A 13709-nucleotide genomic window follows, 5' to 3' on the forward strand; every position below is an offset into this window, starting at 1 on the left:
TTCTGTATATCTATAGAAAGAAAGTCGACGGCCGGGTATCTAGTCACAGATACCCGGCCGGTGCACGTCAGAACTTTGGTTCAAGGTACTGCCGTGCTGTATGCGCATTTTCCATTGCGGCGATGATCCTGCCGAGGTCAACCGCATCGAAAGAGAGCTTCTCGGCTCCACTTCTTGCTACTGTGAGGTCGTTTTCGACTTTCCGCCTTCCGCGTTTGAGAGTCTTGAGCGTTTGTTCTAGAGAGGAGATCTCATCTTCTTCCTTCTTCAACCGTGTGGTTGTGGTAGTCAAAAGAAACCTCAGTTCCCGAACCGCTTCCTCGATGTGGTTCATGAAGGGAACCTTGCTAGCTAGTAGCAGTTCAAATACGAGGTTTGTGGGTCCCTTATGAGGCAAGCGAAAATCTCTGCGCTTCAATTCGAGGATAGGTTCTAGAATGGAGGTGTTTTCTTTTTGGAAGTCGTAGTCCATCTTGGAGTCTTTCTGCTAGCTTGACCTTACATAAATTATACTCAAAATTTCCATGTATGTAATAGAAAAAAGTATCAGGATGAAACTGTTTGATTCATGAATAAAAATATATAGAAAAAGGGTAATTGTATGAAGGGAGGAGGACTTACTATGTATGATGTTTTATATCCAAGCTATTGGGTTTTAACTGAACGATTATTTATGGCTGCACTAATGGGTGGATTGATTGGATGGGAAAGAGAATTAAACCATTCTCCCGCAGGATTTCGAACACATATATTGGTTTCCGTTGGATCGGCATTGATAATGCTCATTTCCATTTATGGTTTCTCGGATTTTGCTCATTTGAAAAATTTTGTCCTTGATCCTTCTCGGATTAGTGCACAAGTAGTCAGCGGGATCGGCTTTCTTGGTGCAGGGACCATTTTACGCCAAGGGGTGACGGTGAGTGGCTTAACGACAGCAGCATCATTATGGGTAGTTGCAGCAGTAGGTCTCTCCGCAGGAGCAGGATATTATTTTCCAGCCGTTATTACTACTTTAATCGTATTTATTGGACTCATTATTCGTCGTTGGTTGGATCGGATGTTTTGGAATAAGAAAACAAGAGCAGTGCTCGAGGTATGGGCAGATAATGATGAATCCAGATTGAGCGAGATGGTAAGCATCATTGGAAGAAACAAAAGTATTTCGATCAAAAAATTGCGGATCGAAGAAGATCGAGAGGATATGTCCAAAATCACGTTCATCATCAAAATAAAAGGAACGAGTTTGGAGGCCCAGTTGTTAGAGGAGTTACAGCATTTAGAAGGTATTCATCGCGTTGAGCAAGTGTATTGATTGTTAAATGGCTGATATGGCTTCTGTTTGGGTTTGAATGTGAGACATTATTTTTTATTGCGGGTAAATTTCGAATAATGTAAGATAAATGTAAGAACCGACCGTGTGCATGAGATGCACCGAACCCGAGGAGTTACGAATGTTCGACCTGACTTCCCTGATCATGATGCGTGACGCTGTCGCCGCCGTCGAGAAGAACGCCACGGAGGTCCGAAGGGCCTTCGATGTACTCATCGCCTCCCTTCCGGAGCTCGAGGAGTCGATGCACCTGCTGAATGCGGTGCCGATCATGTCCGCCGACGAGGACGAGCCGAAGATCGAGGACAAGCCGAGGCCCACTCCGGCGTGCATGGCCAAGGAGGAGACGCTCCACGTGGCGCGGCGTTCGGACTCGGACCTCAAGGGCCCCGATCTGAAGGTGCTCGCGACGGAACTCGAGAATCGCAAGGAGGAGCGTGAGGACGGCTACAAGCCGGCCGCGAAGGACACCAAGCTGGAGTCCGATGAGGGGCCGCAGCTGTCCGAATCGACGATCCCCCCTGCCGTCCAGAAGCGACTCGAGGACGCCAAGACCCGAGCCAAGGCTGGGTGTGGTGGCCCGCTCACCCCTGAGCGCCTGCGTGAGCTGAAGGACAAGCTCAGGGACTCGATCATCAGCGGAGATGTCGTCGAGTTCTCGAAGGAGGAGAACGACGACATCGATCAGCTCCATATCCTTCGGATCATGAGGAAGATCATGCTGGAGGAGGAGCTCACGGATGTTGACCAGCAGGTCGTTCGGCTCAACTCGTACCTGAAGGGACTGCGGAAGAAGAGTCAGGTGAAGCCGGCTCCCTCTTCCGTACCCAGCAAGGTCGTCCCGTCCGACAAGCTCGACCAGTGGTACACACTCTTCCAGGCCGGCAACCCGCTCCACAAGACGCAGCTGAGGAAGTTGCGAGACGCGGGGTACAACCTCGATGTGCGACACGCGAGTAAGTGATTCTCGCTGCATCATCACACGCGGTCACCCCTTCCGGCATTAGCCGGAGGGGGTGGGGCACAGTTTGCTATCAGCACTCTTGTTGCCCCCGTGCAAATAATGATGAAATTTATTATAGATAATGGATAAAAAGAAGTTAGTCCTCTTGGGCTATCTTTTTTTGTATATTTGACAGACTGATGACCAAAAATAAGAAAAAGCATTGCCATTTTGGATCATTGGTGTATAATAAAAACAGAAGGTCAAAGTTAGTCAAAGTCAGCAAGGGGGTGTCCGGTGTGGGAAATATTTCGGACATCATCGAAAAATATCTACAACAGATGTTAGCAGCAAGTGACAACGGGATGGTAGAGATCAAACGAAGTGAATTGGCGGAAGAATTTCAATGTGTCCCTTCCCAAATCAACTATGTGATTAGTACTAGGTTTACCGTTGAAAAAGGGTACTTAGTGGAAAGCAAAAGAGGTGGAGGCGGATTTATTCGCATACGTCGGGTAAGGCTTCATTCCCAAAGAGAGTACTTTGCTGATCTCTTGCTTCATATCGGAGATACGATTCCTCAAATTACGGCTGAACATGTCATTAGTCGTTTAGTTGGGGATCAATTATTAACCGAACGAGAAGCAATGTTGATTACAGGTATTGTTTCAAGGGAAACCCTTCAACTACCGATTCCTCTTCGTGATGAGCTCCGAGCCCGTATGTTACGATCGATGGTCTCCATTCTGTTTGGAAGGTTAGGAGGGTGATGAGCTTGCTTTGTCCTGAGTGTGGAAAACGTCCAGCAACACTTCATTATACGAAAATCGTAAATGGAGAAAAGACCGAAGCTCACTTGTGTGAGGTTTGCGCACAGGAAAAAGGCGAGTATATGCCTGGTTTTGATAATGGCTTCTCGTTTCATAACCTGTTATCTGGATTACTAAACTTTGATATGGTTTCAAGTGAATCCCCTAATATTGCACAACAAAAGACTATGCCACGATGTGCAACATGTGGGCTGACGTATAATCAATTTAGTAAAATTGGTCGATTTGGCTGTAGCGATTGTTTTGAGACATTTCGCGATCGTTTGGACCCGCTTCTTCGCCGTATTCATGGTTCTACCGCACATCAAGGGAAGATACCAGAACGGACGAAAGGCGAGTTGAAAATAAGGCGAGACCTAGAAAAACTTCGCGAACAGCTCGCTCGATCTGTTGAGTCAGAGGAATTTGAAGAAGCAGCACAACTCCGCGATCAGATTCGTTCCTTACAGGAACAACTATCGGAGTAAGGAGGCGGAAAAAAATTGTCCTTGAATCATTTTCTAGAAAATGCAATGAGTGAATGGATGCGGGTAAAAGGCGCCGATTCCGATGTGATTTTTTCCAGTAGGGTTCGGATTGCACGTAATTTGGCTCATATCCCATTTCCGATGCTCAGTACCGCCTCCCAGTCAGAAGAAGTGATTCACCTGATTGAAGAAGCTCTTACAAAAGATGATATTCCAGAGATTTTAGAGAATGCAGAACTTATTCAAATGGCGGATTTGACCGATCTCCAAAAAAGAGTATTGGTAGAAAAACATTTGATCAGTCCTCATCTAGCAGAAGAATCGACATCTGGTGCGGTTCTCTTTAGCCAAGATGAGTCTGTGAGTATCATGGTAAATGAAGAAGATCATATACGTATACAATGCTTATTTCCAGGTTTTCAATTAGAAAAAGCGTGGAAATTAGCATCTCAAATAGATGACTGGTTAGAAAAGCATGTGAGCTTTGCGTTTGATGAACAATGTGGTTACTTGACGAGTTGTCCAACAAATGTTGGTACTGGTATTCGAGCTTCTGTGATGATTCATCTTCCAGCACTTGCTCTTACACAGCAGTTGAATCGTTTCATACCTGCGATTACCCAGGTAGGTTTAGCTGTGAGAGGGATTTATGGGGAAGGAAGCGAAGCGCTAGGGAATCTATATCAAGTATCCAATCAGGTGACTCTTGGTCAATCTGAAGAGGAAATCATCAATAAACTACAGGGTGTCGTTCGTCAAATGATTGATCATGAAAAACAGGCACGTGAAAGACTGCTAGGTATGTCACCCATTCAGTTGGAAGATAGAGTGACGCGTTCATTTGGTATTCTTGCTCATGCCCGTATCATTGATTCCAAAGAAGCGATGAAACGTTTGTCTGATGTCCGTTTAGGTATTGATTTGGATTTATTGACAGGAGTTCCATCTTCGGTGATGAATGAGTTAATGGTATTGATTCAACCAGGATTTCTGCAACAGTATGCTGGGGAAAAATTAGGCGCAGAAGAGCGGGATATTCGCAGAGCTGAGCTGATTCGTGAACGACTTGGAATGGAAAGAGATTGACAGATAAAAGAAGAGGTGAAGCGATATGATGTTTGGAAGGTTTACAGAACGGGCGCAAAAAGTACTCTCTTTGGCACAAGAGGAAGCAGTTCGTTTAGGACACACCAATATTGGTACCGAACATATTCTTTTAGGATTGATCCGTGAAGGGGACGGAATTGCAGCCAAGGCACTAGTTGCTTTAGGGCTTGGTATGGAAAAAATCCAAAAAGAAGTCGAAACGTTAATCGGACGTGGAAGTGGTCAACCTACTAGTATCGCCTATACACCAAGGGCCAAAAAGGTAATTGAGTTGTCCATGGACGAAGCTCGTAAGCTTGGTCATACTTACGTTGGTACCGAACATATTCTTCTGGGCTTGATTCGTGAGGGCGAAGGAGTAGCAGCACGTGTATTAAATAACCTTGGAGTTAGTCTGAATAAAGCACGTGGTCAAGTTCTTCAATTACTCGGAAGTACGGAGTCCGTCTCTTCTCATCAAGGGGGAACACAAATGAGTGCCAACACACCTACGTTAGATAGCTTGGCTCGTGATTTGACCCAATCGGCGAGGGAAAGCAACCTAGACCCAGTTATCGGTAGAAGCAAAGAGATTGAGCGTGTGATTCAAGTATTATCTCGTCGTACCAAAAATAATCCTGTACTTATTGGGGAACCAGGTGTAGGAAAAACAGCAGTAGCAGAAGGCTTGGCACAACGAATTGTCGAAGGCGATATTCCAGAAACCCTTCGCGGTAAACGAGTGATGACGCTGGATATGGGTACGGTTGTAGCAGGTACGAAATATCGTGGAGAATTTGAAGATCGCTTGAAAAAGATCATGGATGAGATTCGCCAAGCAGGTAACATCATTCTCTTTATTGATGAATTGCATACCTTGATCGGAGCAGGTGGTGCAGAAGGTGCGATTGATGCCTCCAATATTTTAAAACCTGCACTTGCACGTGGGGAGCTTCAATGCGTAGGTGCCACAACACTGGATGAGTATCGCAAATATATTGAAAAAGATGCAGCATTAGAACGACGCTTCCAACCTATTACTGTAGATGAACCTTCAAAAGAAGAAGCTATTCTCATCTTACAAGGACTTCGTGATCGGTATGAAGCACACCACCGAGTAAAAATAACAGATGAAGCGATTGAACAAGCTGTTAAACTTTCCGATCGTTACATTACGGATCGTTATCTACCAGATAAAGCGATTGATTTGATTGATGAAGCAGCATCCAAAGTAAGACTTTCTTCTTATACCGTTCCACCAGAATTAAAAGAATTAGAGCAACGAATGGAAGAAGTGAAGAAAGAAAAAGATGCTGCTGTTCAAAGTCAAGAGTTTGAAAAAGCTGCTTCTCTACGCGATAAAGAGCAAAAATTACGAGAGGAATTGGAAACTACTCGTAACCGTTGGAGACAAGATCAAGGAAAAACAGATTCTGCTGTCACTTCAGAAGATGTAGCAGATGTAGTAGCTAGCTGGACAGGAATTCCTGTAGTGAAGCTAGCGGAAGAAGAAACAGAACGTTTGCTAAAAATGGAAGATATCTTGCATAACAGAGTAATCGGACAAGAAGAAGCAGTAGTTTCTGTTGCCCGTGCTATCCGTCGTGCTCGAGCAGGTCTGAAAGATCCCAAACGTCCTATTGGTTCCTTTATTTTCTTAGGTCCTACTGGCGTTGGTAAAACAGAACTGGCAAGAGCATTAGCAGAATCCATGTTTGGTGATGAAGATGCAATGATCCGAATCGATATGTCTGAGTATATGGAGAAACATTCTACTAGCCGTCTTGTTGGTTCCCCTCCAGGATATGTTGGATATGATGAAGGTGGTCAGTTAACGGAAAAAGTTCGTCGCAAACCATATTCTGTTGTACTCTTTGATGAAATTGAAAAAGCGCACCCAGAAGTATTTAACGTGCTACTTCAAGTGTTGGAAGATGGTCGCCTCACAGATAGTAAGGGACGAACTGTTGATTTTCGTAATACCATCATCATTATGACCTCGAATGTGGGTGCATCTACCATCGGGAAAAATACGAAACTTGGATTTACCGTTGGAGATAACAGCAAAGATGAATACGAGCGCATGAAACAAAATGTGATGGAAGAACTGAAGAAGAGCTTCCGTCCAGAATTTTTGAACCGTATTGATGATGTGATCGTGTTCCATTCTTTAAAAGAAGAACATCTCAGAGAAATCGTTACTCTCATGTCTGAAGAATTAAAAAAACGTTTGGCTGATCAGGATATTCATGTTGAAATGACACCTGAAGCAACCAAACATTTAGCCAAAGAAGGATTTGATCCTGCATACGGTGCTCGTCCATTGCGTCGTGCTATTCAAAAACATGTAGAAGATCGGCTTTCTGAGGAATTACTCAAAGGTAATATTGTCCGAGGGGATAAAGTATCCATCGATTTAAAAGATGGAAAATTAGTAGTAGAAAAAGCAAATGTCAGTACAACATAAAGATGGAAAATAATCTCCTTTGGTTGCACGAAGAATAAATAAATTTACTATCATTAGAAAAAAGCGGCATTTATGCCGCTTTTTTGCTTTCATTTAATAGGGAAATGCTGAAAAATCGATGTAAATATGATAGATTAAGTAAGGGAATCATATTTTTAATAATGATAGTATTTTTATTATAAATATAGCTCGGCAAATTTAGAGTCATATTTTACTGGGTCAAATTCTAACAATTCATATGTAGCAAGATCAAGGGTGTGGAATGGGTCTTTTGAGATGATGGTTTCTACTTCTTTTCGATCAGAGGTAGCAAATACAATTATCCCCCCAGATTTATCTGTTTTTCGTCCAGAAACAATCAGCTTACCTGTTGCATATAAAGTGTCCAAATACTCTCGATGATCTTTCACATGGCGCTCAATCACATCAATAGGTCTTTGATAGTGTAAATGTGCAATAAACACATTTTATCCCCCCTTTTGTAACTATCTATAGTTTATCCTACTCCTAGTGATTTGCCAAAAGCATCATGTCTTTGGTTTCATTTGTTATAATGTTTAACAAAAGATGGGATAAGGATGAATGAAAATTGGCAAAAAACAAGAGTGTATTTGTATGTGGCGAGTGTGGATATGAGTTGCCCAAATGGATGGGACGTTGCCCAGGTTGTGGAGTATGGAACAGTCTTGTTGAGGAAAAGGTGATAACAGGGGGAAATAAACAAGCAAGTTCCCGTTCATCGAAAAAAACAAGAGAAAAGGCTACTCCTATAACCAAAGTAGAGAAGCTGGAAACTCCAAGATACGATACTCGAATGAAAGAATTAAATCGAGTTTTAGGAGGCGGTTTGGTTCCAGGTTCTATGGTATTAGTAGGTGGCGACCCAGGTATTGGTAAATCCACCCTTTTGTTGCAATCGACACATCTTTTAGCAGCGGGTGGAATGCAAGTTTTATATGTATCTGGGGAAGAATCTATGGAGCAGATTAGACTTCGAGCAGAACGTTTAGAAGCTCTATCTGATCAGCTGTTGGTTGCAGCGGAAACGGATTTACTTGCTATTGAAGAACTAGTAGAGGAGACTTCGCCACAACTAGTTGTTATTGATTCGATACAAACAATGTTTCATCCTGAAATTACGTCTGCTCCAGGGAGTGTTTCCCAAGTAAGAGAGTGTACGAGCCAGTTGATGCGCTTAGCCAAAGAAAAAAGAGTGACAATCATTATTGTTGGCCATGTCACAAAATCTGGTGCACTTGCGGGTCCAAGAATGCTGGAACATATGGTAGATTCTGTTCTCTATTTTGAAGGAGAAAGACACCATACATACCGTGTACTTCGAGCGGTGAAAAATCGTTTTGGTTCCACAAATGAAATTGGTGTATTTGAGATGAAAGAATTAGGACTAGTGGAAGTCGGAAATCCATCCGAGTTATTTTTATCAGGGCGTCCAGTTGGAGTTTCTGGGACAGCTGTTGCAGCTAGTATTGAAGGTACAAGACCAGTTTTAGTGGAGTTACAAGCACTAGTTACGCCTACAAGTAACGCGATTCCAAAACGAATGGCAACCGGTGTCGATCATCATCGTGTTAGTATGATGTTGGCTGTTTTGGAAAAAAGACTAGGTTTCTCTCTCCATCAACAAGATGTCTTTCTAAATGTTGTAGGAGGAGTAAAATTGGATGAACCAGCTATTGACCTAGCTATTGCCCTAAGTCTCGCTTCTAGTTTTCGTGATCGTCCAATAGGGGTAGACTATTTATTTATAGGTGAGATCGGTTTGACAGGAGAAGTTCGAGGTGTTAGTCGAATCGAACAGCGGGTGGCAGAGGCCCATCAGATGGGATTTTCTAATGTCATTATTCCAGAAAAAAATATGCGAGGATGGAACCCGCCAGAAGGAATTGAACGAATCGGAGTCAAAACATTGAAAGAAGCATTGGAAGTCGCATTGGGAGGGTAAATAAGTTGCGAGAGGAAAAAATAGGACATATTGATGATATGCTGTCGTTAATAGCACCAGGAACTGCTTTTCGAGAAGGCTTGGATAATATTTTAGGAGCTAAAACTGGTGCTCTCATTGTAATGGGTTATGATAGTGCAGTTGCAGATATAGTAGATGGTGGTTTTCATATCGATTGTCCGTTCTCATCTTCATTTCTTTATGAACTAGCAAAGATGGATGGTGCGATCATTTTATCCAATGATGGTAAACGTATTTTGTATGCAAATGCGCAACTTGTTCCTAGTGCTACACTCCCCTCCACAGAAACTGGAATTCGTCATCGCACAGCTCAGAGAACAGCTAGACAAACAGGTAAACTAGTTGTATCGATATCTCAACGTCGGAATACGATTACCCTCTATCGAGGTACTGTTCGATACTCCCTTAAAGATATTCGTGTCATTCTAACGAAAGCCAATCAAGCTGTTCAAACGCTAGAAAAATATAAATCAGTTCTGGATCAAGCTACAACGAACCTCAGTGCTTTGGAATTTGAAGAGTTGGTGACGCTTGATGAAGTAACGAACGTTTTGCAACGAATGGAAATGGTTTTGCGTGTAAAACGTGAGATTGATAGTTATATACATGAATTAGGAATTGAAGGTCGCCTTATTCGAATGCAATTAGATGAGTTGATGGGTAATATGGAGCAAGAGGCGCATTTATTAGTAAAAGATTATGCTATTGATAGGCAGCAGTACCAACCGCAGAATGTTTTTGCTGCGCTCAAACAATTATCTGCTGACGAACTATTGGATCATCAAGTTGTAGCCAAACTGATTGGATATGCAGGACCTCTCAATTTACAAGAAGAACCTGTATCAGCAAAAGGATACCGGATATTAGGGAAAATCCCTCGAATTCCTAGCACGGTTATTCAGAAATTAGTGGAGCGATTTGAGGTGTTGCCGCAAATGATGTTAGCAACGATGGAAGAATTGGATGAAGTAGAGGGAATTGGTGCAGTTCGAGCAAGAGCTGTTCAAGATGGGTTGAAACGAATTCGTAGTCAAGTATTTATTGATCGGCATCTTTAGAATTATGTCATAAAGGAATGTTTATATTTAAAATAGAATATTTTGGTGAATGCCTATTTTACTTGTGGTAGAATGACTTTATGAATGGGATTTGGACAAAAACATTTTTTGTCCTACCTGCTTTACTATTCACCATAATTATTTGTTGTTGCCATGGAACATCACTCAGGCAAAGTACTAAAGAATGGATCCAGATAAGAGGTTATCCCATATTCATAGGATGATGGGTTTTCTCTAATTTTCTGTACGACAGATGCTTTTTTCGGATGTCCTTTCTGTTTTAGAAAAGATGTTCAAGATTAGATCAGATACCAAAGTAGCGTTGTTAAGCAATATGATACATTCCGACCAGTACCTCTGATTAACTCGGTATTTGATCGCTAGGAGGTTCGTTATGTTTGCAAGAGTTTTACCTAACTTATTTACAGTGGGGAATTTATTTCTAGGTGTCATGGCTATTCTTTTAGCAATAAACAACCACTGGGAGTATGCTGCCATTACCGTTATTATTGGAATGCTACTCGATGGTTTGGACGGTAAAGTTGCACGTATGTTAAACACACAGAGTGAATTTGGTAAAGAACTGGACTCATTATCTGATGTTATAACTTTTGGTGTTGCCCCAGCAATTATTATGTATGTTTCTGTTTTGAAAAGCTTTGGAGCTGAAGGTTGGTTTATTACCGCTATCTTTCCTATCTGCGGTGCTTTAAGACTTGCTCGCTTCAATGTCCAAAGTGGTCCTAAAGGATACTTTGTTGGTCTGCCAATAACAGCAGCAGGTGGTATACTTGCTACAATGGCTTTGTATGACAAGTATATTGACAATCATTACATCATGGCTATTGGAATGATTTTTTTATCTTTCTTAATGGTTAGTCAAGTCAAGTATCCTGCTTTTAAGAAAATGAAAACCCCCAAAGCTTTCTTGTGGATTTCCGCTGTATTCGTAGTAGCAATTGCGATTTCTGCAATTTTTTATCCTGCTGAGTTGCCGAAGGTGATTTTTGTACCTTTAGCATTATATGCTCTATATGGTTTGAAAAAATCAATCCGTAGAAAACGCGCCAACAAGAATGAAGAGCCAGTAGAAGATTAAAACAACCCTCTTAAAAAGGGTTGTTTTTTTTTGTTATTTATATATAAAGAGAGATTACTTTGTCTAAAAATCGATAAATTACAAACAAAACTTGTGTCACATTCGTTAAAAAACAGAATCTCCATAATATCTCCAAGTTTATTTGCTAGAATAAAGTAAGTTTCCATCAGATTTCTCTTATTTTCACAAGTGAAGGGCTTTGAATTTTTCCCGTTGAATGATTATAGAGGCTCGGAATAAACAGTATTACAAATTATCGGATAGGAAAGGATGGAATTAGGGGGAATTTATTTAGGGAAACAAAACAATTATGATCCAATTCAGTGACTTTATTGAAAAAGTGTCAAATGTTCCTTTTCTTTGTAAAAAAAATACTCAAAAAGCGTTGACGCATCTCTATTAGTGTGCTAATATGTTCTGTTTGTTTCGTATTGACATCAATGCCGCTTTGTGATATCTTGGAAATAGACATTGTCTTTGGAGGTGGCCCAATTGTTCAACATAGGTGACAAGGTGGTTTACCCAATGCATGGAGCCGGCGTTATTGAGTCAATCGAAGAGAGAGAAATTTTGGGTGAACGGCAACAATATTATATTATGCGCATGCCAATTGGGGACATGAAAGTAATGGTCCCGCTTAAGAATGTAGATACAATTGGTCTGCGAGAAGTGATTGATGATAATACGGTTGAGCTTGTTCTGCAACGAATGAGACAGTTTGAAGATGATGATACAACAAACTGGAACAGAAGATTTCGAGCAAATTTAGATAAAATGAAAACGGGAGATATCTACGATGTAGCTGAAGTCGTCCGCTCTCTCATGCGTAGAGATGGCGAAAAAGGCTTATCTACTGGTGAGCGAAAGATGCTGGACAATGCAAAGCAAATTCTGATCAGTGAGTTTGTTTTGGCTCGTGATTTAGAAGAAGAACAGGCATTTCAGCTCATAGATGGATTAATAACCAACGAAGAGCAATAAAGAAGTATAAGAAACCCCCTTTTAGGCTGGGATGATGCTGTTTTACATGCAGTAGATAAGAGACATCATATACATTTTTATCTGTTCGGGAAAATAAATTTTTCTGGATTCGATTATTCTGACTATGATTTGTTTATAATTACTAATATCAGGTATGCGTAAAAGTAACGTTGTAGCCTGAAAAAGGCTTATACGCTAGAGGTGTTGTGGATACGCCTATACGAATAAGGATAGTCTAACTGTCAAACTTCGTAGATGAAGCACACGATTTTAGTCGTGAGTAGTTCACAATGTTAACAACTAGAGTTGATAAGAGAGGGGGTGAAGCCCCATGATGAAACGTTTCGTGCAACTCGCCTTCGCACTTGCTGGAGCATCTGCTGGATATTATGTAGGACCAAAGTTGTTCGGGGTGCTTCTCAGGTCTCCTCTTAATTTTGGTGAAGTTCCTGCACCACATTGGATTGGAGCTATTCTTGGGGCAATCATTCTGTTTGTGGCAGCCATGTGGTTGGCTGACCCTATTGTATCTTGGATAAAATGGTCTGAGGAAAGATTGGTGAAAATACCTGCGGCAGATGGACTTTTTGGCGCGCTTGGCCTCATCTTTGGACTCATAATTGCGTTTTTAATTCAGCAGCCATTGTCTCAGTTGCCTAATATTCCTGGTGTTTCACGTATCTTGCCTTTTGTATTATCTGGGTTCCTCGGCTATATCGGTTTTCGAGTCGGATATAAAAAACGCGATGAATTGATTACGGTTTTCACTTTAGGAAGACAATCAAGAGAAAAGGCTAGACAAAAGGAAAAGCAAGCATCTGCAATTCAAGAACATAAAATTTTGGATACAAGTGTAATTATTGACGGTAGAATAGCAGATATTTGCCGTACTGGTTTCTTGGAAGGTACACTAGTTATCCCTGGGTTTGTTCTAGAAGAATTGCAACATATTGCTGATTCATCTGATTTATTGAAACGAAATCGTGGCCGGCGTGGTTTGGATATCTTGAATAAGATTCAAAAAGAACTGGATGTAAAAGTGATGATTTACGAAGGTGATTTTGAAGATATCCAAGAAGTAGATAGCAAATTAGTGAAGTTGGCTAAGGTGCTCTCAGGTAAAGTGGTTACCAATGACTTTAATCTCAATAAGGTTTGTGAACTGCAAGGTGTAAAAGTACTTAATATTAACGATTTAGCAAATGCAGTAAAACCTGTTGTTTTACCAGGTGAAGAGATCCATGTGCAAGTGATCAAAGATGGAAAAGAACATGGTCAAGGGGTAGCATATTTAGACGATGGTACCATGATCGTGATCGAAGGTGGACGAGAGTTTATTGGCGATGAGATTGATGTACTTGTCACCAGTGTACTTCAAACATCTGCTGGTCGAATGATATTTGCTAAACCAAAATTGTTAGAACGTGCTCTATAGCCCAGTTTACATACTGGGCTTGTTTTATG

At 41.5% G+C, this 13709-nt stretch carries 13 protein-coding genes; 11 read left to right on the plus strand and 2 right to left on the minus strand.

Annotated elements, in window-relative coordinates:
• Positions 1-67: 67 nt before the first annotated feature.
• The gene (locus A3GQ_RS0114450) at positions 68-472 is read right to left on the minus strand and encodes a hypothetical protein (protein WP_028777655.1); all 405 of its coding nucleotides are present in this window, start codon (positions 470-472) and stop codon (positions 68-70) included.
• Between the two features lie 150 nt (positions 473-622).
• Between A3GQ_RS0114450 and A3GQ_RS0114455 the strand changes: the two genes are divergently transcribed.
• From A3GQ_RS0114455 to A3GQ_RS0114480, 6 genes are all read left to right on the plus strand, one after another.
• A complete protein-coding gene (locus A3GQ_RS0114455) occupies positions 623-1312 on the plus strand; it encodes an MgtC/SapB family protein (protein ID WP_028777656.1) in 690 nt (229 codons plus the stop codon).
• 139 nt (positions 1313-1451) lie between these two features.
• Positions 1452-2294: a hypothetical protein gene (locus tag A3GQ_RS0114460; protein ID WP_028777657.1), complete on the plus strand. Its 843-nt coding sequence runs from the start codon at positions 1452-1454 to the stop codon at positions 2292-2294.
• Between the two features lie 278 nt (positions 2295-2572).
• The gene (locus A3GQ_RS0114465) at positions 2573-3043 is read left to right on the plus strand and encodes a CtsR family transcriptional regulator (RefSeq protein ID WP_028777658.1); all 471 of its coding nucleotides are present in this window, start codon (positions 2573-2575) and stop codon (positions 3041-3043) included.
• Positions 3044-3048: 5 nt separating this feature from the next.
• The gene (gene mcsA, locus A3GQ_RS0114470; RefSeq protein ID WP_028777659.1) at positions 3049-3570 is read left to right on the plus strand and encodes a protein-arginine kinase activator protein McsA; all 522 of its coding nucleotides are present in this window, start codon (positions 3049-3051) and stop codon (positions 3568-3570) included.
• 15 nt (positions 3571-3585) lie between these two features.
• The gene (mcsB, locus tag A3GQ_RS0114475; RefSeq protein ID WP_028777660.1) at positions 3586-4656 is read left to right on the plus strand and encodes a protein-arginine kinase McsB; all 1071 of its coding nucleotides are present in this window, start codon (positions 3586-3588) and stop codon (positions 4654-4656) included.
• Positions 4657-4681: 25 nt separating this feature from the next.
• The gene (locus A3GQ_RS0114480; protein ID WP_028777661.1) at positions 4682-7123 is read left to right on the plus strand and encodes an ATP-dependent Clp protease ATP-binding subunit; all 2442 of its coding nucleotides are present in this window, start codon (positions 4682-4684) and stop codon (positions 7121-7123) included.
• 176 nt (positions 7124-7299) lie between these two features.
• Here the strand turns inward: A3GQ_RS0114480 and A3GQ_RS0114485 are convergent, their stop codons facing one another.
• Positions 7300-7587 carry a YciI family protein gene (locus tag A3GQ_RS0114485; RefSeq protein WP_028777662.1) on the minus strand — a complete coding sequence of 96 codons (288 nt, stop codon included), beginning with the start codon at positions 7585-7587 and terminating at the stop codon, positions 7300-7302.
• A 125-nt stretch (positions 7588-7712) separates the two neighbouring features.
• Between A3GQ_RS0114485 and radA the strand changes: the two genes are divergently transcribed.
• From radA to A3GQ_RS0114515, 5 genes are all read left to right on the plus strand, one after another.
• A complete protein-coding gene (radA, locus tag A3GQ_RS0114490) occupies positions 7713-9086 on the plus strand; it encodes a DNA repair protein RadA (RefSeq protein ID WP_028777663.1) in 1374 nt (457 codons plus the stop codon).
• Positions 9087-9124: 38 nt separating this feature from the next.
• Positions 9125-10165: a DNA integrity scanning diadenylate cyclase DisA gene (gene disA, locus A3GQ_RS0114495; RefSeq protein WP_425423382.1), complete on the plus strand. Its 1041-nt coding sequence runs from the start codon at positions 9125-9127 to the stop codon at positions 10163-10165.
• A 394-nt stretch (positions 10166-10559) separates the two neighbouring features.
• Positions 10560-11264, plus strand: coding sequence for a CDP-diacylglycerol--serine O-phosphatidyltransferase (gene pssA, locus A3GQ_RS0114500; protein ID WP_028777665.1), 705 nt, complete (start codon positions 10560-10562; stop codon positions 11262-11264).
• A gap of 483 nt (positions 11265-11747) precedes the next feature.
• On the plus strand, positions 11748-12245 hold the full coding sequence (locus A3GQ_RS0114510) for a CarD family transcriptional regulator (protein WP_342665007.1): 498 nt from the start codon (positions 11748-11750) through the stop codon (positions 12243-12245).
• 331 nt (positions 12246-12576) lie between these two features.
• On the plus strand, positions 12577-13680 hold the full coding sequence (locus A3GQ_RS0114515; protein ID WP_028777667.1) for a PIN/TRAM domain-containing protein: 1104 nt from the start codon (positions 12577-12579) through the stop codon (positions 13678-13680).
• Positions 13681-13709: the final 29 nt, after the last annotated feature.

This window comes from Shimazuella kribbensis DSM 45090 (genome assembly GCF_000428065.1).
Lineage (GTDB): Bacteria > Bacillota > Bacilli > Thermoactinomycetales > Thermoactinomycetaceae > Shimazuella > Shimazuella kribbensis.

Coding starts and splice junctions, on each gene's coding strand:
- A3GQ_RS0114450 (WP_028777655.1), bottom strand. CDS start 472: ATGGACTACGACTTCCAAAAAGAAAACACCTCCATTCTAGAACCTATC.
- A3GQ_RS0114455 (WP_028777656.1), top strand. CDS start 623: ATGTATGATGTTTTATATCCAAGCTATTGGGTTTTAACTGAACGATTA.
- A3GQ_RS0114460 (WP_028777657.1), top strand. CDS start 1,452: ATGTTCGACCTGACTTCCCTGATCATGATGCGTGACGCTGTCGCCGCC.
- A3GQ_RS0114480 (WP_028777661.1), top strand. CDS start 4,682: ATGATGTTTGGAAGGTTTACAGAACGGGCGCAAAAAGTACTCTCTTTG.
- disA (WP_425423382.1), top strand. CDS start 9,125: ATGCTGTCGTTAATAGCACCAGGAACTGCTTTTCGAGAAGGCTTGGAT.
- pssA (WP_028777665.1), top strand. CDS start 10,560: ATGTTTGCAAGAGTTTTACCTAACTTATTTACAGTGGGGAATTTATTT.
- A3GQ_RS0114515 (WP_028777667.1), top strand. CDS start 12,577: ATGATGAAACGTTTCGTGCAACTCGCCTTCGCACTTGCTGGAGCATCT.